The organism is Kitasatospora sp. NPDC086009, from assembly GCF_044540385.1.
Taxonomy (GTDB): domain Bacteria; phylum Actinomycetota; class Actinomycetes; order Streptomycetales; family Streptomycetaceae; genus Kitasatospora.
Genome location: NZ_JBITSA010000009.1, coordinates 154,918 through 180,335, shown reverse-complemented (window position 1 = coordinate 180,335; position 25,418 = coordinate 154,918). Strand labels below are relative to the sequence as shown.

25 protein-coding genes are annotated in these 25,418 nt (G+C 71.3%); 10 read left to right on the top strand and 15 right to left on the bottom strand.

Annotated elements, in window-relative coordinates; all coding sequences use genetic code 11:
• Nucleotides 1-2: 2 nt before the first annotated feature.
• The 4 genes from ACIF6L_RS22455 to ACIF6L_RS22440 are packed head-to-tail and all read right to left on the bottom strand — an operon-like array spanning nt 3 to nt 3,898.
• Nucleotides 3-320, bottom strand: coding sequence for a bifunctional 3-phenylpropionate/cinnamic acid dioxygenase ferredoxin subunit (locus ACIF6L_RS22455; RefSeq protein WP_352288157.1), 318 nt, complete (start codon nt 318-320; stop codon nt 3-5).
• A gap of 5 nt (nt 321-325) precedes the next feature.
• Nucleotides 326-1,573: a Fe-S cluster assembly protein SufD gene (gene sufD, locus ACIF6L_RS22450; protein ID WP_329490028.1), complete on the bottom strand. Its 1,248-nt coding sequence runs from the start codon at nt 1,571-1,573 to the stop codon at nt 326-328.
• 57 nt (nt 1,574-1,630) lie between these two features.
• The gene (gene sufB, locus ACIF6L_RS22445) at nt 1,631-3,046 is read right to left on the bottom strand and encodes a Fe-S cluster assembly protein SufB (RefSeq protein WP_329490027.1); all 1,416 of its coding nucleotides are present in this window, start codon (nt 3,044-3,046) and stop codon (nt 1,631-1,633) included.
• 9 nt (nt 3,047-3,055) lie between these two features.
• The gene (locus ACIF6L_RS22440) at nt 3,056-3,898 is read right to left on the bottom strand and encodes a helix-turn-helix transcriptional regulator (RefSeq protein WP_396489984.1); all 843 of its coding nucleotides are present in this window, start codon (nt 3,896-3,898) and stop codon (nt 3,056-3,058) included.
• A 301-nt stretch (nt 3,899-4,199) separates the two neighbouring features.
• Between ACIF6L_RS22440 and ACIF6L_RS22435 the strand changes: the two genes are divergently transcribed.
• A complete protein-coding gene (locus ACIF6L_RS22435; RefSeq protein WP_396489982.1) occupies nt 4,200-5,126 on the top strand; it encodes an ABC transporter ATP-binding protein in 927 nt (308 codons plus the stop codon).
• A gap of 47 nt (nt 5,127-5,173) precedes the next feature.
• Nucleotides 5,174-5,893 carry an ABC transporter permease gene (locus tag ACIF6L_RS22430; RefSeq protein ID WP_329492288.1) on the top strand — a complete coding sequence of 240 codons (720 nt, stop codon included), beginning with the start codon at nt 5,174-5,176 and terminating at the stop codon, nt 5,891-5,893.
• A gap of 22 nt (nt 5,894-5,915) precedes the next feature.
• Here the strand turns inward: ACIF6L_RS22430 and ACIF6L_RS22425 are convergent, their stop codons facing one another.
• Both ACIF6L_RS22425 and ACIF6L_RS22420 read right to left on the bottom strand, forming a co-directional pair.
• A complete protein-coding gene (locus ACIF6L_RS22425) occupies nt 5,916-6,773 on the bottom strand; it encodes a YhjD/YihY/BrkB family envelope integrity protein (RefSeq protein ID WP_396489981.1) in 858 nt (285 codons plus the stop codon).
• Between the two features lie 197 nt (nt 6,774-6,970).
• Nucleotides 6,971-7,351, bottom strand: a complete 381-nt coding sequence (locus tag ACIF6L_RS22420; RefSeq protein WP_396489980.1) for a TipAS antibiotic-recognition domain-containing protein — start codon at nt 7,349-7,351, stop codon at nt 6,971-6,973.
• Between the two features lie 256 nt (nt 7,352-7,607).
• Between ACIF6L_RS22420 and ACIF6L_RS22415 the strand changes: the two genes are divergently transcribed.
• The gene (locus ACIF6L_RS22415; RefSeq protein WP_396489978.1) at nt 7,608-8,195 is read left to right on the top strand and encodes a 1,4-alpha-glucan branching protein; all 588 of its coding nucleotides are present in this window, start codon (nt 7,608-7,610) and stop codon (nt 8,193-8,195) included.
• Between the two features lie 83 nt (nt 8,196-8,278).
• On the opposite strand, the gene ACIF6L_RS22410 is transcribed toward ACIF6L_RS22415, so the two are convergent.
• Entirely contained in the window at nt 8,279-9,007 is a 729-nt protein-coding gene (locus ACIF6L_RS22410; RefSeq protein WP_396489976.1) for an LAETG motif-containing sortase-dependent surface protein, read from the bottom strand.
• 299 nt (nt 9,008-9,306) lie between these two features.
• On the bottom strand, nt 9,307-10,653 hold the full coding sequence (locus tag ACIF6L_RS22405; protein WP_396489975.1) for a choice-of-anchor A family protein: 1,347 nt from the start codon (nt 10,651-10,653) through the stop codon (nt 9,307-9,309).
• Nucleotides 10,654-10,894: 241 nt separating this feature from the next.
• Here ACIF6L_RS22405 and ACIF6L_RS22400 point away from each other — a divergent pair, with 241 nt between their 5' ends.
• A complete protein-coding gene (locus ACIF6L_RS22400) occupies nt 10,895-11,875 on the top strand; it encodes a heme A synthase (protein WP_380386699.1) in 981 nt (326 codons plus the stop codon).
• Between the two features lie 57 nt (nt 11,876-11,932).
• Here ACIF6L_RS22400 and ACIF6L_RS22395 read toward each other — a convergent pair whose 3' ends face one another.
• Nucleotides 11,933-12,271, bottom strand: a complete 339-nt coding sequence (locus tag ACIF6L_RS22395) for a hypothetical protein (protein ID WP_329490019.1) — start codon at nt 12,269-12,271, stop codon at nt 11,933-11,935.
• 72 nt (nt 12,272-12,343) lie between these two features.
• On the opposite strand from ACIF6L_RS22395, the gene ACIF6L_RS22390 reads away from it, so the two are divergent.
• Nucleotides 12,344-12,985 carry a DUF2461 domain-containing protein gene (locus tag ACIF6L_RS22390; RefSeq protein WP_396489973.1) on the top strand — a complete coding sequence of 214 codons (642 nt, stop codon included), beginning with the start codon at nt 12,344-12,346 and terminating at the stop codon, nt 12,983-12,985.
• Nucleotides 12,986-13,038: 53 nt separating this feature from the next.
• Here the strand turns inward: ACIF6L_RS22390 and ACIF6L_RS22385 are convergent, their stop codons facing one another.
• Complete coding sequence (locus ACIF6L_RS22385; protein WP_329490017.1) at nt 13,039-13,980, bottom strand: heme o synthase; 942 nt, start codon at nt 13,978-13,980, stop codon at nt 13,039-13,041.
• A gap of 467 nt (nt 13,981-14,447) precedes the next feature.
• On the opposite strand from ACIF6L_RS22385, the gene tkt reads away from it, so the two are divergent.
• From tkt to pgl, 5 genes are all read left to right on the top strand, one after another.
• A complete protein-coding gene (gene tkt, locus ACIF6L_RS22380) occupies nt 14,448-16,547 on the top strand; it encodes a transketolase (protein ID WP_329490016.1) in 2,100 nt (699 codons plus the stop codon).
• A 93-nt stretch (nt 16,548-16,640) separates the two neighbouring features.
• A complete protein-coding gene (gene tal / locus ACIF6L_RS22375) occupies nt 16,641-17,780 on the top strand; it encodes a transaldolase (protein ID WP_396489971.1) in 1,140 nt (379 codons plus the stop codon).
• A gap of 61 nt (nt 17,781-17,841) precedes the next feature.
• Entirely contained in the window at nt 17,842-19,398 is a 1,557-nt protein-coding gene (zwf, locus tag ACIF6L_RS22370) for a glucose-6-phosphate dehydrogenase (RefSeq protein ID WP_329492285.1), read from the top strand.
• On the top strand, nt 19,395-20,498 hold the full coding sequence (gene opcA, locus ACIF6L_RS22365) for a glucose-6-phosphate dehydrogenase assembly protein OpcA (protein ID WP_359804429.1): 1,104 nt from the start codon (nt 19,395-19,397) through the stop codon (nt 20,496-20,498). Before zwf ends, opcA begins: the two co-directional genes overlap by 4 nt.
• Nucleotides 20,495-21,283: a 6-phosphogluconolactonase gene (gene pgl / locus ACIF6L_RS22360; protein WP_329490013.1), complete on the top strand. Its 789-nt coding sequence runs from the start codon at nt 20,495-20,497 to the stop codon at nt 21,281-21,283. The genes opcA and pgl overlap by 4 nt, the downstream gene beginning before the upstream one ends.
• Nucleotides 21,284-21,358: 75 nt before the next feature.
• Here pgl and ACIF6L_RS22355 read toward each other — a convergent pair whose 3' ends face one another.
• The 5 genes from ACIF6L_RS22355 to gap all read right to left on the bottom strand — a co-directional run bounded on the left by ACIF6L_RS22355 (nt 21,359) and on the right by gap (nt 25,329).
• Complete coding sequence (locus tag ACIF6L_RS22355; RefSeq protein ID WP_030308030.1) at nt 21,359-21,646, bottom strand: RNA polymerase-binding protein RbpA; 288 nt, start codon at nt 21,644-21,646, stop codon at nt 21,359-21,361.
• Between the two features lie 205 nt (nt 21,647-21,851).
• On the bottom strand, nt 21,852-22,088 hold the full coding sequence (gene secG / locus ACIF6L_RS22350) for a preprotein translocase subunit SecG (RefSeq protein ID WP_329490012.1): 237 nt from the start codon (nt 22,086-22,088) through the stop codon (nt 21,852-21,854).
• 87 nt (nt 22,089-22,175) lie between these two features.
• Nucleotides 22,176-22,961, bottom strand: a complete 786-nt coding sequence (gene tpiA / locus ACIF6L_RS22345; protein ID WP_329490011.1) for a triose-phosphate isomerase — start codon at nt 22,959-22,961, stop codon at nt 22,176-22,178.
• A gap of 4 nt (nt 22,962-22,965) precedes the next feature.
• On the bottom strand, nt 22,966-24,171 hold the full coding sequence (locus ACIF6L_RS22340) for a phosphoglycerate kinase (RefSeq protein ID WP_329490010.1): 1,206 nt from the start codon (nt 24,169-24,171) through the stop codon (nt 22,966-22,968).
• A gap of 153 nt (nt 24,172-24,324) precedes the next feature.
• On the bottom strand, nt 24,325-25,329 hold the full coding sequence (gene gap, locus ACIF6L_RS22335) for a type I glyceraldehyde-3-phosphate dehydrogenase (protein WP_329490009.1): 1,005 nt from the start codon (nt 25,327-25,329) through the stop codon (nt 24,325-24,327).
• Between the last annotated feature and the right edge of the window lie 89 nt (nt 25,330-25,418).

Sequence of the window (25,418 nt, the reverse complement as noted above, 5' to 3'; positions counted from 1 at the left end):
ACTCAGGACTCCTGGTTGACGGAGACGAGCACATCGTCCCCTTCGATCTTTACGGGGTAGACAGCGACCGGCTTGGTGGCGGGCAGTCCGGAGGGCTTGCCGGTGCGCAGGTCGAAGCTGGAGCCGTGCAGCCAGCACTCGATCATGCAGTCCTCGACCTCGCCCTCGGACAGCGAGACGTTCGCGTGCGAGCAGGTGTCGTTGATCGCGAACACCCCCTCGTCGGTGCGGACGACGGAGACGGGCACGCCGTTGAGGTCGACGCGCCGGGGCACGTCCTCCTGGAGCTCGCTCAGCGCGCAGGCACGGAGAAAACTCATCGGCCTCAGACCGCCGCTTCCAGCTCGGCCTCGATCTTCTCCATGAGCTGCTCCTGGATCTCGGCGACGCCGATCTGCTGGACCAGTTCGGCGAAGAAGCCGCGCACCACCAGGCGGCGGGCCTCGTCGGCCGGGATGCCGCGGGCCCGCAGGTAGAACAGCTGCTCGTCGTCGAAGCGGCCGGTCGCGGAGGCGTGGCCGGCCCCGACGATCTCGCCGGTCTCGATCTCCAGGTTGGGGATCGAGTCGACCCGGGCACCGTCGGTGAGCACCAGGTTGCGGTTGAGCTCGTAGGTGTCGGTGCCCTCGGCGGCGGCGCGGATCAGCACGTCGCCGACCCACACGGCGTGCGCGTCCTGGCCCTGCAGCGCGCCCTTGTAGACGACGTTGGAGCGGCAGTGCGGGGTGTCGTGGTCGATGACCAGACGGTGCTCCAGGTGCTGGCCGGCGTCGGCGAAGTACAGGCCGAACAGCTCGGCCTCGCCGCCGGGAGCGGAGTAGGAGACCCGCGGGTGGATGCGGACCACGTCGCCGCCGAAGGTGACCACGACGGACTTCAGCGAGGCGTCCCGGCCGACCAGGGCGGTCTGCTGGGCGGTGTGCACCGCGTCGCGGTCCCAGTCCTGGACGGAGACGAAGGTCAGCTTGGCGCCGTCGCCGAGCAGCAGCTCGACGTTGGCCGCGCGGGTGCCCGTCCCGGTGTGGTTGATCACCACGACGGCCTCGGCGAACGGCTTGACGTCGATCACCACGTGGGCGAAGCGGGTGCCGCCCTCGCCGTGCACGTCGATCTTCACCGGCTCGGTGAGCACCGTCTCCTTGGGCACGGTGACCACGAGCGCCTGCTCGAAGGCGCTGAACGCCTGGGCGGCGACCCGGTCGACCGGCTTGCCGGCCTTGCCCAGGCGGGCGTCGTCGCGGCCGACGGTCTCGGCGGTGACGCCGTCCGGCAGGCTCAGCTCGACCTTGTCCGCGCCCTTCTCCGCCTCGGCGGCGCTGCCGTCGTGCAGGCCCTTCAGGCGGTGCAGCGGGGTGAACCGCCAGTCCTCCTCGCGGCCGGTCGGCACCGGGAAGTCGCCGACCTCGAAGGAGGGCTTGACGGCGACGCGGGCGTCGATCGGCTGCTGGACGGTCGCGCGGCCGGTGCCGGGGCCGGCGAGCTGCGCGCCCGCCCCGGCGGTGCCGACCTCGATCGAACCGGCGGTGGTGGAACCGGCGGTGGTCCCAGCGACATTCAAAGGCGTGTCAGCCATGGCTGTCGTAGTGCTCTCTTCCTCAAAGTTGGTGGCTGGACTGCGTGCGGCTGTGCGTCAGCCGACGGAGCCCTCCATCTGCAGCTCGATCAGCCGGTTCAGCTCCAGCGCGTACTCCATCGGCAGCTCGCGCGCGATCGGCTCGACGAAGCCGCGGACGATCATGGCCATCGCCTCGAACTCGGTCATGCCCCGGCTCATCAGGTAGAAAAGCTGGTCCTCGCTGACCTTGGAGACGGTCGCCTCGTGGCCCATCGACACGTCGTCCTCGCGGACGTCCACGTACGGGTAGGTGTCCGAGCGGGAGATGGTGTCGACCAGCAGGGCGTCGCAGAGCACGTTGGACTTCGCGCCCTTGGAGCCCTCGCCGATCTCGATCAGACCGCGGTAGGAGGTGCGGCCGCCGCCTCGCGCCACCGACTTGGAGACGATGTTGGAGGAGGTGTTCGGCGCCATGTGGACCATCTTGGCGCCGGCGTCCTGGTGCTGGCCCTCACCGGCGAAGGCGATCGACAGGGTCTCGCCCTTGGCGTGCTCGCCCATCAGGTAGACGGCCGGGTACTTCATGGTGACCTTGGACCCGATGTTGCCGTCGATCCACTCCATGGTCGCGCCCTCGTACGCCACGGCGCGCTTGGTGACCAGGTTGTAGACGTTGTTCGACCAGTTCTGGATCGTCGTGTAGCGGCAGCGGCCGCCCTTCTTGACGATGATCTCCACGACCGCGGAGTGCAGCGAGTCCGAGGAGTAGATCGGCGCGGTGCAGCCCTCGACGTAGTGGACGTAGGCGTCCTCGTCGACGATGATCAGCGTCCGCTCGAACTGGCCCATGTTCTCGGTGTTGATCCGGAAGTAGGCCTGCAGCGGGATGTCGACGTGGACACCCTTCGGCACGTAGATGAAGGAGCCGCCCGACCACACCGCCGTGTTCAGCGCGGCGAACTTGTTGTCGCCGGCCGGGATGACGGTGCCGAAGTACTCCTCGAAGATCTCCGGGTGCTGCTTCAGCGCGGTGTCGGTGTCCAGGAAGATGACACCCTGCTCCTCCAGGTCCTCACGGATCTGGTGGTAGACCACCTCGGACTCGTACTGCGCGGCCACACCGGCCACCAGCCGCTGCTTCTCCGCCTCCGGGATGCCGAGCCGGTCGTACGTCGCCTTGATGTCGGCGGGCAGGTCCTCCCAGGACTCGGCCTGCTTCTCGGTCGAGCGCACGAAGTACTTGATGTTGTCGAAGTCGATGCCGGTGAGGTCCGAGCCCCAGGTGGGCATGGGCTTCTTGCCGAACAGCTTGAGGCCCTTGAGCCGCAGGTTCAGCATCCACTCGGACTCGCTCTTCTTCGCCGAGATGTCGCGGACGACGTCCTCGCTGAGCCCGCGCTTGGCGACGGAGCCGGCGGCATCCGGGTCCGCCCAGCCGTACTCGTAGGTGCCCAGGCCTTCGAGCTCCGGGTGCGAAACGGTGTCAGTCATGCGAGCTTCCTAACGCGCGGACGCTGAATCTTCGGTGGACGTACCGGCAGTCGGCACTGCACCGGTACCCGGACCCGCGCTGCGCAGGGAGGGCGACGATGCGGCACCGGGTGCCGGCACATAGGTGGTGCAGACCCCGTCGCCGTGGGCGATGGTGGCCAGCCGTTGCACATGGGTGCCCAGCAGTTGGGAGAAGACCTCGGTCTCCGCCTCGCAGAGCTGCGGGAACTGCTCGGCGATGTGCGCGACCGGGCAGTGGTGCTGGCAGAGCTGGGCGCCCGCCGGGGCTTTCGCCGCGGCCGACGGAACCCGCCGCACCGTGGCAGCGTACCCGTCGGCGCTGAGCGCCCGGGCGAGTGCCTCGGTCCGCTCACCGGCCTCGGCCTGGCGCAGGGTGTCCAGGTACTTCTCACCCTGCTTGCCGAACCGGGCGCGGGCAAAGGCGGCGACCGCCTCCTCGCCCGCCGCGCCGCCGCCCACCGCGTCGGAGATCCAGCGCAGCGCGTCGGCCGCGAGTTGGTCGTACGCCTGGTAGAAGGCGTCCCGACCGGACTCGGTGAGGGCGAAGACCTTGGCCGGGCGACCCCGGCCGCGGCTGCCGTAGACCCGCTGTTCACGGGCGTCGACCAGTCCTGCGGCGGCTAGGCCGTCCAGGTGACGGCGGACGGCGGCGGTCGTCAGACCGAGCCGGTTCGCCAGGTCGGCGGCGGAGGACGGACCGTGGTCGAGGATCGACCGGGCCACCCGGTCCCGGGTCGCGCGGTGACCGTCGAGCAGCACCTCGGTCGCGTTCGCGGGCACGGCGCAGCCGGGGGCCGACTCGGCCTCCTGCTGCGGGGAGTGCTCGCGCATGTTTTTCACAACACGATTGTTGCGTAATTACTTCCGCCGGGACAAGCCGTGATGCAGGCCTCACTCGTGTCATCTGTCACGCAGGCAAGCCTTACCTGACCTGCGAAAACGATCACCTGGCGCCGGTTCCGGCGGTCGTTCCGGCCCTCCCCGCCCCCCGGCGGACCCCCTGACGGCCCGCCGACCAGGCCGTCGACCGCTGCACCCACCACCCCTTCGGCCGCCCGTCCGGTGCCGCGTCCGGCCCCGGCGCGGCCTCCCGCCCCGGGCCGCCGTGTTCGCGCCTCATACACTCGCCGGTATGCATTCCGAACCCGCGGTCCGGGTCACCGGGCTGGTCAAGCGCTACGGCACCAAGACGGCGGTGGACGGTCTCGACCTGACCCTCGCGCGCGGCGCCGTCACCGCCGTGCTCGGTCCCAACGGCGCCGGCAAGACCACCACCATCGAGATCTGCGAGGGCTACCGCCGCCCCGACGCCGGCACCGTCCGCGTCCTCGGCCTCGACCCGGTCACCCAGGGCGCCGAGCTCCGCCCGCGGATCGGCGTGATGCTGCAGTCCGGCGGCGTGTACGCGGGAGCGCACGCCGTCGAAATGCTCCGGCACACCGCCAAGCTGCACGCCCACCCGCTGGACGTGGACGCCCTGGTCGAACGCCTCGGCCTCGGCTCCTGCGGCCGGACCACCTACCGCCGGCTCTCCGGCGGCCAGCAGCAGCGGCTCGCCCTGGCGATGGCCGTGGTCGGCCGGCCCGAGCTGGTCTTCCTGGACGAGCCGACCGCCGGCCTCGACCCGCAGGCCCGCCGCGCCACCTGGGAGCTGGTCCGCGACCTGCGCCGGGACGGCGTCACCGTGGTCGTCACCACCCACCACATGGACGAGGCCGAGCAGCTCGCCGACCGGGTCGCCGTCGTCGACCGCGGCCGGGTGATCGCCGAGGGCACCCCGGACGAGCTCTGCCGCGGCGGCGCCGAGTCCTCGCTGCGCTTCGACGGCCCGCCCGGGCTCGACCTCGCCCCGCTGCTCAAGGAGCTGCCCGACGGCGCCACCGCCACCGAGGCCTCCCCCGGCAGCTACCGCGTCGAGGCGCCCGTCGATCCGCAGCTGCTGGCCACCGTCACCGGTTGGTGCGCGGCCTCCGGCGTCCTCCCCGAGCGGCTCGCCGTGCAGCGCCGCAGCCTCGAAGACGTCTTCCTCGACCTGACCGGACGGGACCTCCGCTCGTGACGACCACCGACTACTCGCCCGCGCCCGGCGCCGCCCCGGTCGGCCGGATGCTGCTCGCGCAGACCGCCTTCGAGACGAAGATGCTGCTGCGCAACGGCGAACAGCTGCTGCTGACCGTCATCATCCCGACGGTGCTGCTCGTACTCTTCTCCGCCGTCGACATCGTCGCCGTCGAGGGCCCCGGCAAGCGCGTCGACTTCCTGGCACCCGGCCTGCTGGCGCTGGCCGTGATGTCCACCGCGTTCACCGGGCAGGCCATCGCCACCGGCTTCGAACGCCGCTACGGCGTGCTGAAGCGGCTCGGCGCCAGCCCGCTGCCGCGCTGGGCGCTACTCACCGCCAAGACCGGCTGCGTGCTGGTCACCGAGGCGCTCCAGGTCGCCCTGCTGAGCGTGATCGCGCTCGCCCTCGGCTGGTCCCCGCACGGCGACCCGTTCAGCGTCGTCGCCCTGCTCGTCCTCGGCACCGCGGCCTTCTCCGGCCTCGGGCTGCTGATGGCCGGCACCCTCAGGGCGGAGGCCACGCTGGCCGCCGCCAACCTGGTCTTCGTCCTGCTGCTGCTGGCCGGCGGCGTGATCGTGCCGCTGAGCAGGTTCCCGGCCGCCGTCCAGTCGGTGCTGGAGCTGCTCCCGATCGCCGCGCTGTCGGACGGCCTCCGCTCGGTCCTCCAGACCGGCGCCGGTGTGCCCTGGGCCGACCTCGGCATCCTGGGCGCCTGGGCGGTCGTGGCCCTGGCCGCCGCCGCCCGCTTCTTCCGCTGGGAGTGACCCTCGGGGCGCGCCCCGAGGGTCAGGGCCCGCTCGGCTCGTCCGGGTCCTTGGACCGGCGGTAGCGGGCGATCTGCCGCCGGGTGGTGTGCCACCGCGACCGCGCCTGCTCGATCACGGTGTGCCACTCGCGGCGGATCTCGTCGTCGGGCGGACGCTCACCCCGGGCGATACCGACGAGCTCGTCACGCACCTCCCGCCCGAGCGCGGCCGAGCCGACGGTGACGAGCATGGCGCCGAAGAGTCCCGAGAGCGTCGCGAAGACGGCGCCCACGGCGCCGTACCGGGCGGCCGAGGAACTGAACAGGTGCGGCAGGTAGACCGTCGCACCCACCGAGTAGACCGCCGCCAGGACGCCCCCGACGACACCGAACGGGAGCAGGGCCCGCCAGGCGACCCGCCGCGCGGTGAGGATCCAGCCGCCCCAGACGAGGAAGGCCGCGGTCACCGGCGCCTCGGCCGCGGCCGCCCCCAGCTGCAGGCGCCCCCGGCCGAGGAAGCCGTAGACCAGACCGGTGGCCATCAGGTAGCCGGTGAGACCGGCCACCCACCACAGGTCGTTCAGGGTGTTGCGCACACTGAGCGGTCTGAGCTCCCAGGTCTGCTCGAACAGGCGCTGGACCGCCCGGGCGAAGCTCAGCACCGAGATCACGAGGAACACCGCTCCGAAGACACCGATGGTCGCGGCCGTGCCGGACGAGGCCGCGAACACCTGCCGGATGGCATCGGCGCCCTCCCCGGTGAGCTGGTAGCGGCCGATGATCCGCTCCGCCGTGTCCGCGTGCCCCGTGCGCGCCAGGACGCCGCCGGTGAGGATCGAGAGCGGGACGGTCGCCGCCAGCGCGCCGGCGGCCAGGGCCATCGAGCGGTCGAAGCCCACGAGCTTCTGGAAACGGCTGACGCAGCGCAGGGCGAAGGCCGGGCGAAGCCAGAACGTCAGCGTTCTGATGACGCGTTCGCGGCTGGTCCGGGCCGTCGCGCCCTCCTCGGATCTCCTCGGTCCCGTGCTGGCTGCGAGCGTAGCCCGCCCGGCCGTCGGCGGGAGCCCGCGACGCGGCCTTACCGGCGGGTCCCGCCCTACGGGGCGAAGCCGGTCCCGCGTTCGGCGAAGATGCCCATCGCCTCCCCCAGGAACTCCACCATCCTGGGGTGGTAGGAATTGTGGAAGTCCCTCATGTCGTCGTTCTCCGCGTAGAAGAGCGCCATGCCGACGTAGGCCTTCCTGGTGGGGACGTAGAACCGGCAGGCGATCTCGAAGTGCCTGCCGACGAACTCCTGGATCTGCGGGTCCCCGGGCAGGGAGCCCTCCAGAACGGCCGCGATCTCCTTGTACAGCGCGTCCCAGTCCTGGTGGACCCGGTCCCGGTCCACGTGCTCCCAGTGGTCGGTCTCGGCAAGGCTCTTCGCCTGCTCCCCGGCCAACGCCCGGCGACACTCGTCCTCGTACTGATTCCCCATGGCACCGATTCCCGTGATTCCCGTGCCCCGTCGGCGAATTCCCCGGGGCCCGACCGACCTGCCGACGTTGATCAACTGCTCGGTCCCGGCCGAACAGTGGCACACCCCCGCAGGGGCGGCAATCCGTTTTGTCCGGCCCGGCGCCGAGCGCCCGGCCCGGTTCGGCACCGCCCCCGCCCGCACCGGGTGATGCCGTCCGATACGTTCGACCGCATCCCGTGGCAGGACGGGCCCGGATCTACGCGCGAGGGAAGTCATGGCCGCCATCCACCGCACCACCATGAAGCCCACCAAACTGGAGCTGCTCACCGGCTGGCTGCCGAAGCAGAGCTGGTACGTGGGCACCGCAGGCACCCCGGAACTGACGACGGCCGGCGGGTTCCGGCTGGACGATCCGGCGGGCGAGGTCGGGATCGAGTTCATGGTCGTGGTGGACACCTCCGCGCCGGAACCGGTCGCGTACCTGGTGCCGCTGGCCTACCGGGGTACGGCGCTGGCGGATGCCCCCGCCGAGGCGCTGATCGGCACCTCCGAGCACGGGGTGCTCGGCACCCGGTGGATCTACGACGGCGCCCACGACCCGGTGGTGACGGCGCAGTCGCGCGCGCTCCTGCGCGGCGGGGCCGTCCCGCAGCACCAGAGCCTGAGCGACACCCTCGACCCCGGCGTCACCGTGCACGGCGCACCGGCCGCCGAGGCGTTCGACGTCCGGCTCAACCGCGTCCTGCGGCCCACGGAGGCCGCGGATGCCGCGAAGGGCCCTGCCGCGCGCCTGGTCGCCGGGTGGACCTGGCCGGACGGCACACCCGCCCGGGGCGTCTTCGCGACCGTCACCCCGGGCTAGCAGGCCACGCGGGCCCCGGCACAGAGCACGGTGGCCCCCGCTCGTCGTGCGAGCGGGGGCCACCGTGCGATCGGCCGCGGGCGTCAGCTCTCGCTGCCGCCGCTGCGGCGCTTGCGGGCCAGCAGGACGAGCGCGCCGCCGAGCAGGACGACGCCGCCACCGGCCGCGGCGATGATCGGGGTGGCGTCGCTGCTACCGGTCTGGGCGAGCACCGGGCCCGGGGTGGCGGTGCTCGGCGCCGGGGTGGGCGTCCGGGTCGGGGTGGGCGTCGCCGTGGGGGTCTTGGTGGGGGTCGGCGTCGGGCTCGGCGTCGGGGTCCTGGTGGGCGTAGGGGTCGGGGTGGGCGTCGGCGTCGGGGTTGCCGTGGGCGTGGGCGTGGGCGTGGGGGTGGGGGTCGGGGTCTTGGTGGGCGTGGGGGTCGGGGTGGGCGTCGGGGTCTGGCAGACCTCGATCGTCTTGGTCTCCGTCTTGTTCCAGTCGGCGTTCTTCGGGTCCTCGGTGGTGGTGACCACGAAGGTCGCGCTGACCGGCTTGGCGTGGTCCTTCACCGGGAACGTCCCGTGGAACTCCTTGCCGAACGGCTTCTGGTCGAGCACCTTCTCGCCGTCGACGGTCAGGCTGACGACGTTCTTCACACCGCTCGCGTCGCTGTAGTTGGTCAGATCGATCACGATCTTGTCGCAGGTCACCTGCCACTTGGGCGCGTGCGCCGAGGCGCTGGTCGCCAGTGCCAAGGGCAGCAGGACGGCGGCTGCCGCCGTCCCCGCCAGTGCCGCGTTCCTGATGCCGATCTGCCGCCGCTGTCGCGCCATTTCGTTGTCCCCTCCGAACGGTCTTGCGCAGCAGGCTTGTTGAAAGGCTCGCGGTGGCCCGCCACGACTGTCCGGGGGACTCTACCGGCACACCCTCACCTCCCCACACCCCGCCGTACGACCGGATTTCGACTGTCCGTCCGGCCTCGGTTGTGCAAAGAGCAGCCCATCACGGCGGCGACCTCGCACGACACCCGTTCGGCGAACTTGAACGTATTCCGTCACAGTGGCGCAAACGCACTGCCCCCGGCGGTCGAATCCGACCACCGGGGGCAGCACTACGGTCGCCCGGCGGGCCGTCAGGCCTTCCTGGCCGCCCGGCGACGGGTGGCCACCACGATCGCGCCACCAGCGGCGATCACGACGGCGCCGGCGATCGTCAGCGGGACGACCGGGCCGGAGCCGGTGTGGGCGAGGCCGCCTCCGGTGGTCGCCTCCGCCGACGGGGCGGCCGAGGCGCTCGGCACCACTGCCGCCGACGGGGAGGCGGAGGCCGCCGGGCTGCCCGTGGCGCCCGGGCCCGGTGTGCCGGTCGTCGGAGCGGACGGGCTCCCGGAGCCGCCCGGGGTCACCGAGGCGCCGGGCGTCGCCGGCGTGCTCGGGGTCACCGACGCGCTCGGCGTGGAGGACGGCGACGGCGAACCGCTCGGCACCACCGGCGGCACGGTCGGCACGGTGGTCGGCGGCACCTCGGTGTTCAGGCAGCCGGTGAACGGGTAGTGGTGCGTCTCCGCGCCGCCCTTGCCGGTCAGCGACTTGGCGATCACCGAGCCGTTGACCGGTCCGCCGCTGCCGAGGTCGAAGGCGGCGTTCGGCGCCAGCACGGTGCCGGCCCAGGCGGCCTGGCTGTTCTTGACCACCTTGGTGGCGGTCGGGAAGTTCCAGAGCAGCTTGGCCCGGACCGCCCCGCCCGACGCGCTCTGCAGCTTGTCGTCCAGGACGTAGGCCTTCTTGCCCTCGTCCCACAGGTGGAAGCCCGTGGTCCGGGCGGCGGCCATGTCGTAGCTGTCGCCGGTCACGGTGACGACGGTGACCGATCCGACCGGCACCTTCACGAAGACGTCGGTGGCGCCCTGGAGCGTCGCCGCGCTGACGGTGAAGCTGTTGAGCGTGGCGTCGGCGCTGCTCAGGTAGAGCTGCGCGCCCTTCGCCTCGACCTTGGCGCCGGCGGTCTGCGCCCCGGCCGCGAGGGCGGTGGCGGCCGAGCGGAGCTTGGCGAACTCGGCCTTGAAGTCGATCGGGGAGGCGCCCTGGCTGATCTTGCCCTGGTGGGCGTCCACCACGGCGCCGGGGGCCTTCGAGCCGTAGACGCCGTTGCCCTTCATCACCTGGGTGTTGTGCCCGGTGATCTTGCCGGCGACGACCAGCGCGTTGCCGCCGGGAAGCGCCGCGACCTGGTCCGCGGTCAGTTCCTGGCCGACCGAGAAGCCGCCGGTGAAGTCCGCGTTGCCGCCGACCGCCACCGCGCCCTCGGCGTCCGGCGTGTGGGTGTCGTCGCCCTCGATGAACTCCCCGTAGAGATTGGCGACGCCGAGGCTCTGGCACTGCCGGCCGGGCTCGGCCGCGTGCGCGGCCGGGGCGATCAGACCGGCCAGGGCGAGGGATCCGCCGAGTGCGAGCGCTGCGGCGGGTGTGGGTATGCGCATGTGCAGGATCTCCGCTTACGTGCGGGGGTGGGAGCGGTCCCGGAAAAAGGTATGGACCAAGCCGCACTCTTTCGGCCACCGAGTGATTGGTCAAGACCAATGTCCGCCTTGCCCGAACAGTCCCGTTCGGGCCGAACGGCCCGCCCGGGACCCGCCGGACGGCCCCCGGCGCGACGGACCGGACGGCACCCGCCCGGCGCGACCCCTCCCCGCCCCAAGATCGGCTGTAAGGCCGCCTACGATTGACCCCGTGCCTACCCCCTTCTCCCTGCTCGCCGACCGCTGGCAGCCGTCCGCCGCCATGGTCCGGCGCGCCGCGTTCGCCGCGCTGGTGATGAGCGTGGTGATCGTCGTGACCGGCGGAGCCGTCCGGCTCACCGCCTCCGGCCTCGGCTGCACCACCTGGCCCCGCTGCACCGGCGAGAGCATCACGCCGACGCCCGAAATGGGCCTCCACGGCATCATCGAGTTCACCAACCGGATGCTGACCTACGTGCTGAGCGCCGCGGTCGGCTGGGCGATCCTCGCCGCCCGCTGCCACCGGCCCTGGCGGCGCGGTCTGAGCAGGCTCGGCTGGGCCCAGTTCTGGCTGGTGATGAGCAACGCCGTGATCGGCGGCATCACCGTGCTGACCGGCCTCAACCCCTACACGGTCGCCGTCCACCTGATCTCCGCGATGGCCCTGGTCTGGGTCGCGCTGCTGATGTGGGAGCGCTCGCGCGAGGGCGACGGCCCGCCGCGGCCGGCGGTGGCCGGTCCGATCGTCCGGCTCTCCTACGTCCTGGTCACCGTGATCGGCCTGCTGGTGGCGGCCGGGACGCTGGTGACCGGTGCCGGGCACCACCCCGGGACGCCCAAGGACAACAAGCTGGTGCCGCGGATCCCCCTCGACTACGACCGCCTCGCCCAGGTGCACGCCGACCTGGCGTTCGTCTCGGTCGGCCTGGCGGTCGCGGTGCTCTTCGTGTTCGCCGCCGTGAAGGCCCCGCCGGCCGCCCGCGCGCGGGCCCGCGAGCTGCTCGCGGTGCTGCTGCTCCAGGGCGTGCTCGGCTTCGTCCAGTACTTCACGGACGTCCCGGAGCTGCTGGTCGGCATCCACATGCTGGGCGCCACGCTCACCTGGATCGCCGTCCTGCGCATCCCGCTGGCGCTGCGCGTGCGCGAGGGCGCCGCGCCCACCGCGCCGCTGCCCGCGCAGGCGCCGCGGACCGCCGCGGTCTGAGCGTGCGAGAGGGGCCCCGGGGAAACCCGGGGCCCCTCTCGCGCACTCGGCGCGGCCTCAGCCGCCGATCTGGATACCGGCCATCCGCTTCCACTCGTACGGGCCGGTCCTGACCTTCAGGCCCAGCTCGCCCTCGAAGCTGTCGTGCAGGGTGACCCCGGCCAGCTCGGCGGCCCGGCGGCCGACGGCGTAGCTCGGGGCGACCTGGTCGCCCCAGGCGCCGTCCGCGCCGACCACGACGATCCGGGTGGCGACGGTGCCCACGTACTCGACGACGCCGTCGGCGCTGCCGCCGTGCTGCTTGGCGAAGGCGGTCAGGTGCTTGGCGATGCGCTTGGCGCGGCGCTCGACGCGGGCGTCCGGCGCGGCGGGGGTGGCGGTCTCTGCGCTGCTCATGCCCGCATGCTACCGATCGGTAGCGGAGCTGGCGACGGGACCGGGCTGTGCACCGGACCACATACTGGAGCGGTGACCTTCCAAGGCTGGCCGGCCGAGGCCCTAGAGTTCTACGAGCACCTGGAGACCGACAACTCCAGGACCTTCTGGCAGTCCCACAAGGACCGGTACGAGCACGCCGTGCGGGAGCCGATGGAGCGACTGCTCGCCGAGCTGGAGCCAGGGTTCGGGCCGGGCAAGATCTTCCGCCCCAACCGGGACGTCCGGTTCAGCGCCGACAAGTCCCCGTACAAGACGCACATCGGCGCCCACCTGGAGGGCGGCGGCTACATCCAGCTCTCCGCCGACGGCCTGGCCTGCGGCAACGGGCTGTACCGGCTCGCCCCGGACCAGCTGGCGCGCTACCGGGCCGCCGTCGCCGAGGAGGTCGGCGGCGCCGAGCTGGAGCGGGTGATCGCCCGGGTCCGCGCGGCCGGGCCGGAGGTGGTCGGCCGGGACAGCCTCAGGTCCGCGCCGCGCGGCTACCCCCGGGACCACCCGCGGATCGAGCTGCTCCGCCACAAGGGGCTGGTCGCCTGGCAGGAGTGGCCGCCGGCGGCGTGGCTCGGCACCCGGGCCGCCCACGACCGGATCACCGGCTTCCTGCGGGCCTCCCAGCCGCTGCGGGACTGGCTGGACGACCGGGTGGGACCCTCCGAACTGCCCCCGCGCTGAGACGCGGAAGGGGCCCCGGTCCGAAGACCGGGGCCCCTTCTCCGCGTCGGCGGCTACTTCACGAACGGATCCACCGCGATCACCACGAACAGCAGCGTCAGGTAGGTGATCGACCAGTGGAAGAGGCGCATCTCCTTGAGCTTCGCGCCGACCACCCCGGCCTTGGCCCGGGCGTACAGTCCGTGCGCCTCCTTCAGCCAGGCCGCGCCCAGCACGACCGCCGAGACGGGGTACAGCCAGCTGGTCTCCGCCAGCGGCCAGAGCGCCAGCGAGACGGCGACCATCACCCAGGAGTAGAGGACGATCTGCTTGGCGACCGCCAGGTTGCCCTTGACCACCGGGAGCATCGGCACGCCGGCCCGCTCGTAGTCCTCGCGCACCTTCATCGACAGCGGCCAGTAGTGCGGCGGTGTCCAGAAGAAGATGACCAGGAAGAGCACCAGCGCCGACCAGGACACCGAGCCGGTGACCGCCGCCCAGCCGACGAAGACCGGCATGCAGCCGGCGATCCCGCCCCAGACGATGTTCTGCGCGGTGCGCCGCTTCAGCCCCAGCGTGTAGACGAACACGTAGAACAGCAGGGCCGACAGCGCCAGCAGCGAGGAGAGCGCGTTGACCAGGAAGCCGAGCCAGAGCGTGGAACCGACCGCCAGCGCGATGCCGAAGACCAGCGCCTCGCGCGGTGACACCATCCCGGTGACGAGCGGCCGCCGCTCGGTGCGCGACATCACCGCGTCGATGTCGCGGTCGATGTACATGTTGAGGGCGTTGGCGCCACCGGCCGACAGGTAGCCGCCGATGACCACCTTGAGGACCAGCAGCGGATCCGGGACACCGCGCTGCGCCAGGAACATCACCGGGACGGTGGTGATCAGCAGCAGTTCGATGATCCGAGGCTTGGTCAGTGCGACGAATGCGCCGACACGGGCCCCGAACGGCCGGTGCGCAGGCGTCGCCCCGGTGACCCCGGCGGGACGGGATTCGACGGCGGTCACTAACACCCCAACTGAAGATGAATCTTCGCAGGCGTCCACCGGAACGATGTTCCCGAATCGTCCGCTCTGCGCGTACCACGCCACCTTAGACGCTCCATATCTCCCCACCGGCTCCGGGGTCCCCCGGGCGGGGCGGAACGCACACCCCTGGGTGAACCCCTGGGCGAACACACGAAGCCGACCTGCTGCGATACCTGTCCCCCGCCCCGGCCCCCGAACGGGCAGAGGCCGTGAAACCGGGAGAGGCTGGGACAAAAGAACCCTTCGAACCCTCGTGGGAATCGCCATACGGAAATGCCCGTTGTCTCAGCACGGAGGGTGATCCCCGACCCGGACGGTAGGCTCGCACCGAGAAGCGGGATCTACCCTCCGTGACCGGCACCACCCAGCGTCCGGCCCCATCGACGTGGCCGACCCGGTCCCCTTCACGGGGTCACTCTTCACAACGGAAGGAGCCCTGAGACAGGGTGAGCACGACGCCGACGAATGCATTCGAGTGGTCCGAGCTGGACGAGCGGACGGTCGACACCGCCCGCGTCCTGGCCATGGACGCGGTCCAGAAGGTCGGCAACGGACACCCCGGGACGGCCATGTCGCTGGCCCCGGCGGCGTACCTGATCTTCCAGCGCTTCCTGCGCCACGACCCGACCGACCCGGCCTGGGTGGGCCGCGACCGTTTCGTCCTCTCTCCCGGGCACACCAGCCTGACCCTCTACACGCAGCTCTACTTCTCGGGCTACGGCCTGGAGCTGGACGACCTCAAGGCGTTCCGGGTCGCGGGCAGCCGCACCCCGGGCCACCCCGAGCACGGTCACACCGCGGGTGTCGAGACCACCACCGGCCCGCTCGGCCAGGGCATCGGCAACGCCGTGGGCATGGCGATGGCCGCCCGCTTCGAGCGCGGTCTGTTCGACCCGGACGCCCCCGCCGGCGAGTCGCCGTTCGACCACACCATCTGGGCCATCGTCTCCGACGGCGACCTGGAGGAGGGCATCTCCGCCGAGGCCTCCTCGCTGGCCGGCCACCAGAAGCTGGGCAACCTGGTCGCGCTCTACGACGACAACCACATCTCGATCGAGGGCGACACCGAGACCGCCTTCTCCGAGGACGTGCTCAAGCGCTACGAGGCGTACGGCTGGCACGTGCAGCGGGTCGCCCCGAAGTCCAACGGCGACATCGACGTGGCCCTCGTGGCCGAGGCGCTGGCCGCGGCCAAGGCCGAGACCTCCCGCCCGTCGATCATCGCGATGCGCACCATCATCGCCTGGCCGGCCCCGGACGCGCAGAACACCGCCAAGGCGCACGGTTCCGCGCTCGGCGCCGCCGAGATCGCCGCCACCAAGAAGGTCCTGGGCTTCGACCCGGAGAAGACCTTCGAGGTCAGCGACAAGGTCATCGAGCACGCCCGCCAGGTGATCAAGCGCGGCAAGGCCGCCCGCGACGAGTGGCAGCGCTCCCTCGACGCCTGGCGCGCCGCCCACCCGCACCGCGCCGCCGAGTTCGACCGTATCCAGGCCGGCGAGCTCCCCGACGGCTGGAAGAAGGCCGTCCCGGTCTTCGCGGCCGGCAAGGACGTCGCCACCCGCAAGGCCTCCGGCGAGACCCTCAAGGCGCTCGGCGCGGTGATCCCGGAGCTGTGGGGCGGCTCGGCCGACCTCGCGGAGTCCAACCTCACCACCATCGACGAGGACAGCTCCTTCCTCCCCGAGGGCAACCCGCTGAAGTCGGCCAGCCCCTACGGCCGGACGATCCACTTCGGCATCCGCGAGCACGCCATGGGCTCGACCATGAACGGCATCGCGCTGCACGGCGGGACCCGGGTCTTCGGCGGCACCTTCCTGGTCTTCGCCGACTACATGCGCCCGGCCGTCCGCCTGGCCGCGCTGATGAAGCTGCCGGTCACCTACGTCTGGACGCACGACTCGATCGGCCTCGGCGAGGACGGCCCGACCCACCAGCCCGTCGAGCACCTCGCCTCGCTGCGCGCCATCCCGGGCCTGTCGATGGTCCGCCCGGCCGACGCCAACGAGACGGCCGTCGCCTGGCGCACCATCGTCGAGCGGCACAGCAGCCACCCGGGCCCGGTCGGCCTGGCGCTCACCCGCCAGAACGTCCCGACCTTCGACCGCGAGGTCTTCGGCTCCGCCGAGGGCACCGCGAAGGGCGGCTACGTCCTGGCCGAGGCGTCGACCGGCGACCCGCAGCTGATCCTGCTCGCCACCGGCTCCGAGGTCCAGCTGGCCGTCAGGGCCCGCGAGGTCCTGGAGGCCGAGGGCGTCGCGACCCGCGTGGTCTCGCTGCCGTCCTTCGAGTGGTTCCAGGAGCAGGACCAGGCCTACCGCGACAGCGTGCTGCCGCCGTCGGTCCGGGCCCGCGTCTCGGTCGAGGCCGGCATCGCCCAGGGCTGGCGCGAGCTGGTCGGCGACCACGGCCGGATCGTCTCGCTGGAGCACTTCGGCGCCTCCGCCGACTACCAGGTGCTCTTCGAGGAGTTCGGTCTGACCGCCGAGCGGGTCGTCGCGGAGGCGCACAACGCCCTGCGCTCGCTCGAAGCCGTCAACCGCTAGTACCGCCTGGGCCGCGTGCCCGCCCGCACAGCGGGTACGCGGCCCGTCTGACGACCCCACAGACAGATGAAGACAGAAGAAGGACTGAGCACCATGACTGACGCACTGAAGCGCCTCAGCGACGAAGGCGTGGCGATCTGGCTGGACGACCTCAGCCGGAAGCGACTGAACACCGGCAACCTCGCCGAGCTGGTACAGAACAAGCACGTGGTGGGCGTCACCACCAACCCCACCATCTTCCAGAAGGCCATCGGCGGCGGGGACTCCTCCTACGACGGCCAGCTGCGCGACCTCGCCGTCCGCAAGGTCACCACCGACGAAGCCGTCCGCATGATCACCACCTCGGACGTCCGGGACGCCGCCGACGTGCTGCGCCCGGTCTACGACGCCTCCAACGGCCGCGACGGCCGGGTCTCCATCGAGGTCGACCCGCGGCTGGCCCACGAGACGGCCGCGACCGTCGCCGAGGCCAAGCAGCTCTGGTGGCTGGTCGACCGCCCGAACGTCTTCATCAAGATCCCCGCCACCGAGGCCGGCCTGCCCGCGATCGCCGAGGTCATCGGCAAGGGCATCAGCGTCAACGTCACGCTGATCTTCTCGCTGGAGCGCTACCGCGCGGTGATCGACGCCTTCCTGACCGGTCTGGAGGCCGCCAAGGCCAAGGGCCTGGACCTCTCGCAGATCGAGTCGGTCGCCTCCTTCTTCGTCTCCCGCGTGGACACCGAGATCGACAAGCGCCTCGACGAGGTCGGCGGCGACGCCAAGCAGTTGCGCTCCAAGGCCGCCCTGGCCAACGCCCGCCTGGCCTACCAGGCGTACGAGGAGGTCTTCGGCAGCGTCGACGGCAAGACCGCCGGCAGCGACCGCTGGAAGGCCCTGGAGGCCGCCGGCGCCAAGCCGCAGCGCCCGCTCTGGGCCTCCACCGGCGTCAAGGACCCGGCCCTGCCGGACACCCTCTACGTCACCGAGCTGGTCGCCCCCGGCACCGTCAACACGATGCCCGAGGCCACCCTGGAGGCCACCGGCGACCACGGCGTGATCACCGGCGGCACCATCGTCGCCAACTACGCCGACGCCACCGAGGTGATGGCCGCCATCGCCGCCGCCGGCGTGGACTACGACGACGTGGTCCAGGTCCTGGAGGACGAGGGCGTCCAGAAGTTCGAGCAGTCCTGGAACGAGCTGCTCGACACCGTCACCGCCTCGCTCGCCTCGTTCGCCGACGAGAAGTGACCCCTGCTCACAGCCAGCGCACGAAAGCGGAGCACATCCAGTGAGCACTGATTTCCCTGAGTTGACGTCGGACTCGGACCCGAGCGACGCTCCCGCCGCTCCCGTCAACCCGCTTCGTGACCCCACCGACCGGCGGCTCCCGCGCATCGCGGGGCCGTCCGGCCTGGTCATCTTCGGGGTCACCGGCGACCTGTCCCGCAAGAAGCTCATGCCGGCCATCTACGACCTGGCCAACCGCGGCCTGCTGCCGCCGGGCTTCTCGCTCGTCGGCTTCGCCCGCCGCGAGTGGAAGGACGAGGACTTCGCCAAGGAGGTCCACGACGCCGTCAAGGAGCACGCCCGGACCCCGTTCCGCGAGGAGGTCTGGCAGCAGCTCGCCAAGGGCATGCGCTTCGTCCACGGCACCTTCGACGACGACGACGCCTTCGACAAGCTCCGGGCGACCATCGAGGAGCTCGACAAGGCCCAGGGCACCGGCGGCAACTTCGCGTTCTACCTCTCGGTACCGCCGAAGTTCTTCCCGACCGTCGTCCAGCAGCTGAAGAAGCACGGCCTGGCCGACCCGCCCCAGGGCTCCTGGCGGCGCGCCGTCATCGAGAAGCCCTTCGGCCACGACCTGGAGAGCGCCCAGGAGCTGAACCGGATCGTCCACGAGGTCTTCCCCCGTGACGAGGTCTTCCGGATCGACCACTACCTGGGCAAGGAGACCGTCCAGAACATCCTGGCGCTGCGCTTCGCGAACCAGATGTTCGAGCCGATCTGGAACCGGTCGTACGTCGACCACGTGCAGATCACCATGGCCGAGGACATCGGCATCGGCGGCCGGGCCGGCTACTACGACGGGATCGGCTCGGCCCGCGACGTCATCCAGAACCACCTGCTCCAGCTGATGGCGCTCACCGCCATCGAGGAGCCGGCCTCGTTCCACCCCAAGGCGCTGGTGGCCGAGAAGCTCAAGGTGCTCAGCGCCGTCAAGCTCCCGGCCGATCTGGGCAAGCACACCGTGCGCGGCCAGTACGCGGCCGGCTGGCAGGGCGGCGAGGAGGTGCTCGGCTACCTCGACGAGGACGGCATCAACCCGGACTCCAAGACCGACACCTACGCGGCCATCAAGCTGGAGATCAACAACCGGCGCTGGGCCGGGGTGCCGTTCTACCTGCGCACCGGCAAGCGGCTCGGCCGCCGGGTCACCGAGATCGCGGTGGTCTTCCAGCGCGCCCCGTACCTGCCGTTCGACTCCTACGCGACCGAGGAGCTGGGGCAGAACGCCCTGGTCATCCGGGTCCAGCCGGACGAGGGCGTGACGGTGCGGTTCGGCTCCAAGGTGCCGGGGACCTCCTTCGAGGTCCGGGACGTCACGATGGACTTCGCCTACGGCGAGTCCTTCACCGAGTCCAGCCCGGAGGCCTACGAGCGGCTCATCCTCGACGTGCTGCTCGGCGACGCCAACCTGTTCCCGCGCCACCAGGAGGTCGAACTCTCCTGGCAGATCCTCGACCCGATCGAGAAGTACTGGGACGACCACGGCAAGCCCGCCCAGTACCCGGCAGGGACCTGGGGTCCGGTCGAGGCCGACGAGATGCTCGCACGAGACGGCAGGAGCTGGCGCCGGCCATGAAGATCGACCTCACGGACACCACGTCCAGCAAGATCAACGCAGCCCTGATGGAGGCGCGCCGCGCCAGCGGCTCCACCGCCGCCGGCATGGTGCTCACCCTGGTGATCGTGACCGACGAGGGCAGCGCCTACGACGCCCTCAAGGCCGCCAACGACGCCTCCCGCGAGCACCCCTCGCGCACCCTGGCGGTCATCAAGCGCGCCGGGCGCTCGCCCCGGGCGCGCGCGGAGACCCGTCTGGACGCCGAGATCCTGGTCGGCACCGCCGCCGGCTCCGGCGAGACGGTCGTCCTGCGCATGCACGGCGAGCTCGCCGCGCACGCCCAGTCGGTCGTCCTGCCGCTGCTCCTGCCGGACGCCCCGGTGGTGGTCTGGTGGCCCGAGAATGCGCCGCTGCACCCGGCACAGGACCCGCTGGGCTCGATCGCCCAGCGCAGGATCACCGACGCCGTCACCGCCGAGTCGCCGGTGGGCCAGCTCGCCCAGCGGGCCCAGAGCTACACCCCGGGCGACACCGACCTGGCCTGGACCAGGATCACCGGCTGGCGCTCGATGCTGGCCGCCGCACTGGACCAGCGACCCTCCGAGGTCACCTCCGCGGTGGTCGAGGGCGAGTCGTACAACCCCAGCGTCGAGCTGCTCGGCCTCTGGCTGCACAACCGGCTGCACGTGCCGGTCGAGCGGGTCGTCACCGGCGGCCCGGGCATCACCGCGGTGCACCTGCGCACCAAGGACGGGGACATCACCCTGGACCGCCCGGACGGCCTGATGGGCACCCTGTCGATGCCCGGCTCGCCGGACCGCCAGGTGGCGCTCAAGCGTCGCGAGACGTCCGAGCTGATCGCGGAGGAGCTGCGCCGGCTCGACCCGGACGACATCTACGCGACGGCCGTCCGCACGCCGGTCGAGCGGCTGAGCCAGCCGGACACCGCCGAGACCGAGGCGGCCGAGGAGGCCACCCGGGCGGTGGTCTCCGAGGCCGCGGTGGCCAACCCGACCCGGGTGACCGCCAAGGTCCAGGACGCGTCGGAGCCGGCCGGGGAGGCCGCCCCGGCGAAGAAGGCCCCGGCCAAGCGCACCGGCAAGAAGGCGTCCTCGTGACGGCGGCGACCCCGCAGTTGGTCGTCCACCGGGACAAGGAGCTGATGGCCCAGGCGGCCGCGGCCCGGCTGATCACCCGGATCGTGGACGCCCAGGCCGCCCGCGGCACCGCCTCGGTGGTGCTCACGGGCGGGCGCAACGGCAACGCGCTGCTCGCCGCCATCGCCGCCTCCCCCGCCCGGGACGCGGTCGACTGGGCCCGGCTGGACCTCTGGTGGGGCGACGAGCGCTTCGTCGCCGCCGACAACGCCGAGCGCAACGCCGTCCAGGCCCGGGCGGAACTGCTCGACGCCGTCCCGCTCGACCCGGCCCGGGTGCACGAGATGCCCGCCTCGGACGGCGTCGACGGCTCGGACGTCGAGGCCGCCGCGGCCCGGTACGCGGAGGAGCTGGCCAAGGCCGCCGGTCCGGGTGACCGCCTCGGCGTGCCCGCCTTCGACGTGCTGCTGCTCGGCGTCGGCCCGGACACCCATGTCGCCTCGCTCTTCCCCGAGCACCCGGGCGTCCGGGAGACCGGGCTGACAGTGGTCGGCGTGCGCGGTGCGCCCAAGCCCCCGCCGACCCGGATCTCGCTCACCCTCCCGGCCATCCGGGCGGCCCGCGAGGTCTGGCTGCTGGCGGCCGGCGAGGACAAGGCCGGCGCCGTGGCACTGGCCCTGTCCGGCCCGGGCGAGCTCCAGGCGCCCGCCTCGGGTGCCCACGGACGGAGCCGGACCTTGTGGCTGCTGGACCGCGCGGCGGCGGCTCAGCTCCCGCCGCAGCTGTACCCGCCGGCCTCGGCCTGACCGCGTTCGGCCCGACGGCATGACGAAGGGCGCCACCGTTCTCCACGGTGGCGCCCTTCGGCGTCGGTCAGGTGCTCAGATCTCACCGCGCAGCTTGGCCAGCGCCTCGGCGAGGATCGCCTCGCCGTCGGCGTCGGTGCGCCGCTCACGGACGTAGGCGAGGTGGGTCTTGTAGGGCTCGTTGCGCGAGGGGGCCGGCGGGTTGTGCTCGTCCTGACCGGCCGGAAACCCGCACCGCGGGCAGTCCCAGGTGTCCGGGATGACCGCCTCCGCGGCGAAGCTGGGACGGGTCTCGTGCTTGTTGGCACACCAGAAGGAGATCCGGTTGCGGGGGGCGGATTCGCCGCGCTCCGCCTCGCCCATCGGGCCGGCTCCGACCCTGCTGCCACGGATGGCGTTGCCACTTGCCACGGTCTGACTCCCTGCGTGCTGGTGCGCCGACCCGCCGCGGTGCGCGTCGGTGGCTAAAGTCGTCCTAGTGTAAGCAGGAGTTAAGGATGCACCGTCACCGACTCCGCCCCGGACCGTTCCAGCATAGGCCGCGGGGCGACAGGCCGTCAGAGATACGTCAGCTCTTGTACTTGAGCACCAGGCCGAGCACGATGATGCACGCGAACCAGGCGAAACCCACGATGACCGTGATGCGGTCCAGGTTGCGCTCGGCCACGGCCGAGCCGCCGCCGGTGGACATCGCGCCGCCACCGAACATGTCGGACAGGCCGCCGCCCTTCCCCTTGTGCAGCAGCACCAGGAGGATCATCAGCAGGCTGAAGATGATCAGGGCAATCGAGAACCCGAGAACCACGGCGGGACCAACTCTCTCGTATCTTCGGCGAAGGGGCCGGGCCGCACGATGCGGTCCGGCCCCAAAGCCTACGTTGCTGCGGCGGCGTTAGCCTACTGCCTGGTCACGGTACCGCACGATCTTGACGAACTCGTCGGCGTCCAGGGAGGCACCGCCGATCAGGCCGCCGTCGACGTCCGGCTTGGCCATCAGGCCGGCCGCGCTGGAGGACTTGACCGAGCCGCCGTAGAGCACCCGGACCTTCTCGGCCAGCGGGGCGTCGTACAGCTCGGCGATCCGCTTGCGGATGGCCGAGCAGACCTCCTGGGCGTCCTCGGGGGTCGCCACCTCGCCGGTGCCGATCGCCCAGACCGGCTCGTAGGCGACCACGACGGACTCGGCCTGGTCGGCCGGGACGTCCTGCAGGGCGCCGTCGAGCTGGGCCAGGGTGTACTCGACGTGGGTGCCGGCCTTGCGGATCTCCAGCGGCTCGCCGATGCAGAGGATCGGGGTGACCCCGCTGCGGTAGGCGGCCTTGACCTTGGCGTTGACGATCTCCTCGTTCTCGCCGTGGTACTGGCGGCGCTCCGAGTGGCCGATCACCGCGTAGGTGCACTTCAGCTTCGACAGCATCGGGCCGGAGATCTCGCCGGTGTAGGCACCGGAGTCGTGCTGCGAGATGTCCTGCGAGCCGTACTTGATCTTCAGCTTGTCGCCGTCGACCAGGGTCTGCACCGAGCGCAGGTCGGTGAACGGCACCAGAACGGCGACCTCGACCGACTCGTAGTCCTTGTCGGCCAGCGCGAACGCCAGCTTCTGGGTGTGCTGGATGGCCTCAAGGTGGTTGAGGTTCATCTTCCAGTTGCCCGCCATCAGCGGGAGACGCTCAGTCATTGCCTCAGCCTTCCAGGGCGGCGAGACCGGGGAGCGTCTTGCCCTCCAGGTACTCAAGGCTGGCGCCACCGCCGGTCGAGATGTGCCCGAACTTCGTCTCGTCGAAGCCCAGGATGCGGACGGCCGCGGCGGAGTCGCCGCCACCGACCACGGTGAACGCGTCGCTGTCGAGCAGGGCCTGCGCGACGGCCTTGGTGCCCTCGGCGAAGGTCGGGTGCTCGAAGACACCGACCGGACCGTTCCAGAACACCGTCTTGGCGTCGGCCAGCTTTGCCGCGAACAGCTCCCGGGTCTTCGGGCCGATGTCCAGGCCCTCCTTGTCCGCGGGGATCTTGTCGGCGTCGACGACCGCGAAGTCCTCGACCGGCTTGTGGGTCTTGGTGTCGGGGAACGACCCGGAGACCGCGATGTCCACCGGCAGCACGAACTCGACGCCGTTCGCCTTCGCCCGCTCCAGGTAGTCCAGGACGACCGGGATCTGGTCCTTCTGCAGCAGCGAGATGCCGACCTCGTGCCCCAGGGCCGCGAGGAAGGTGTACGCCATGCCGCCGCCGATGAGGATGCGGTCGGCCTTGCCGAGCAGGTTCTCGATCACGCCGACCTTGTCGGACACCTTGGACCCGCCCAGGACGACCACGTACGGCCGCTCGACCTCCTCGGTGAGCCGCTTGAGCACGGCCACCTCGGCGGCGATCAGGTCGCCGACGGCGTGCGGCAGGCGGGCCGGCAGGTCGTACACCGAGGCGTGCTTGCGGTGCACGGCGCCGAAGCCGTCGCCGACGTACAGCTCGGCCAGCGCGGCCAGCTCGTCGGCGAAGGCGCCGCGCTCGGCGTCGTCCTTGCTGGTCTCACCGGCGTTGAAGCGCAGGTTCTCGAGCAGCGTGACCTCGCCGTCGGCCAGGGCGGCGACGGTGGCCTTCGCGCTCTCGCCCACGGTGTCGGTCGCGAACGAGACCGGCGTGCCGAGGATCTCGCCGAGGCGGGCGGCCACCGGCGCGAGGGAGAACTGCGGGTCGGGCTCGCCCTTCGGGCGGCCGAGGTGGGAGGCGACGACGACCTTCGCACCGCGCTCGACGAGCTTGGCGATGGTCGGGGCGACGGCGCGGATCCGGCCGTCGTCGGTGATCGTGCCGTCGGACAGCGGGACGTTGAGGTCGGCGCGGACGAACACGCGCTTGCCGGCGACGTCGAGGTCTTCGATGGTCTTCACGGTCTTCGGTCTCCTGGGGAGATGGTTGCGCTGTTGGCAGCGGCACAACGGCGGGCCGCCTGGGAGTTGAGTTTCGAGGGTGCGCAGACGGAGGGCCCGGACGGCGTGCGGTGTCCGGGCCCTCCCCCCTACTTCACGTCAGCTCCCGCTGCGTCAGAGCTGGCCGCCGACGAGGGTGGTCAGGTTGACGAGGCGGTTCGAGTAGCCCCACTCGTTGTCGTACCAGCCGAAGACCTTGACCTGGTTGCCCTGGACCATGGTCATCAGCGAGTCGAAGATCGTGGAGAACGGCGAGTTCACGATGTCGGAGGAGACGATCGGGTCCTCGGTGTACTGCAGGATGCCCTTGAGGGAGCCCTCGGAGGCCTTCTGGAAGGCCGCGTTGACCTCCTCGACGGTGACGTCGCGCTCAAGGGTGACGACCAGGTCGGTGATCGAACCGGTCGGGACCGGGACGCGCAGCGAGGTGCCGTCCAGCTTGCCCTTCAGCTCCGGCAGGACCAGCGCGGTGGCCTTGGCGGCACCGGTGGACGTCGGGATGATGTTGAGGGCCGCGGCGCGGGCGCGACGCAGGTCCTTGTGCGGGAAGTCCAGGGTGACCTGGTCGTTGGTGTACGCGTGCACCGTGGTCATCAGACCCTTGACGATGCCGAAGTTCTCGTTGAGCACCTTCGCCAGCGGCGCCACGCAGTTGGTGGTGCAGGAGGCGTTGGAGATCACGTCGTGCTTGGCGGCGTCGTACTTCTCGTCGTTGACGCCCATCACGATGGTGACGTCCTCGTCGGTGGCGGGCGCCGAGATGATGACCTTCTTGGCACCGGCGGTGATGTGCTTCTTGGCCGCCTCGGCCTTGGTGAAGATGCCGGTGGACTCGATCACGATGTCCACGCCCAGCTCGCCCCAGGGGAGGTTGGCCGGGTCACGCTCGGCGATGACCTTGAAGGTCTTGCCGTCGACGGTGATGCTGTTCTCGGTGTGCGAGACCTCGCCCGGGAAGGTACCCAGGATCGAGTCGTACTTGAGCAGGTGCGCCAGGGTCTTGGTGTCGGTCAGGTCGTTGACACCGACGATCTCGATGTCCGCGCCCTGAGCCTTGACCGCACGGAAGAAGTTGCGGCCGATGCGGCCGAATCCGTTGATGCCTACCCGGATCGTCACGAACCGATCTCCTCGTTAGGTACGCCGGAGCTATGCCGACGGGGTGGAATTTGGGAGGTCCCCGACCGCCTATGACCCTACCTCTCCCA

Bases quoted from the DNA above. Each gene is read 5' to 3' on its own strand.
- ACIF6L_RS22455 (WP_352288157.1), bottom strand. From the start codon at position 320: ATGAGTTTTCTCCGTGCCTGCGCGCTGAGCGAGCTCCAGGAGGACGTG.
- ACIF6L_RS22430 (WP_329492288.1), top strand. From the start codon at position 5,174: ATGCTGCTCGCGCAGACCGCCTTCGAGACGAAGATGCTGCTGCGCAAC.
- opcA (WP_359804429.1), top strand. From the start codon at position 19,395: ATGAAGATCGACCTCACGGACACCACGTCCAGCAAGATCAACGCAGCC.
- ACIF6L_RS22395 (WP_329490019.1), bottom strand. From the start codon at position 12,271: ATGAGCAGCGCAGAGACCGCCACCCCCGCCGCGCCGGACGCCCGCGTC.
- sufD (WP_329490028.1), bottom strand. From the start codon at position 1,573: ATGGCTGACACGCCTTTGAATGTCGCTGGGACCACCGCCGGTTCCACC.
- ACIF6L_RS22435 (WP_396489982.1), top strand. From the start codon at position 4,200: ATGCATTCCGAACCCGCGGTCCGGGTCACCGGGCTGGTCAAGCGCTAC.
- ACIF6L_RS22405 (WP_396489975.1), bottom strand. From the start codon at position 10,653: ATGCGCATACCCACACCCGCCGCAGCGCTCGCACTCGGCGGATCCCTC.
- ACIF6L_RS22410 (WP_396489976.1), bottom strand. From the start codon at position 9,007: ATGGCGCGACAGCGGCGGCAGATCGGCATCAGGAACGCGGCACTGGCG.
- ACIF6L_RS22440 (WP_396489984.1), bottom strand. From the start codon at position 3,898: ATGCGCGAGCACTCCCCGCAGCAGGAGGCCGAGTCGGCCCCCGGCTGC.
- ACIF6L_RS22420 (WP_396489980.1), bottom strand. From the start codon at position 7,351: ATGGGGAATCAGTACGAGGACGAGTGTCGCCGGGCGTTGGCCGGGGAG.
- ACIF6L_RS22415 (WP_396489978.1), top strand. From the start codon at position 7,608: ATGGCCGCCATCCACCGCACCACCATGAAGCCCACCAAACTGGAGCTG.
- sufB (WP_329490027.1), bottom strand. From the start codon at position 3,046: ATGACTGACACCGTTTCGCACCCGGAGCTCGAAGGCCTGGGCACCTAC.
- tal (WP_396489971.1), top strand. From the start codon at position 16,641: ATGACTGACGCACTGAAGCGCCTCAGCGACGAAGGCGTGGCGATCTGG.
- ACIF6L_RS22355 (WP_030308030.1), bottom strand. From the start codon at position 21,646: ATGGGCGAGGCGGAGCGCGGCGAATCCGCCCCCCGCAACCGGATCTCC.
- tpiA (WP_329490011.1), bottom strand. From the start codon at position 22,961: ATGACTGAGCGTCTCCCGCTGATGGCGGGCAACTGGAAGATGAACCTC.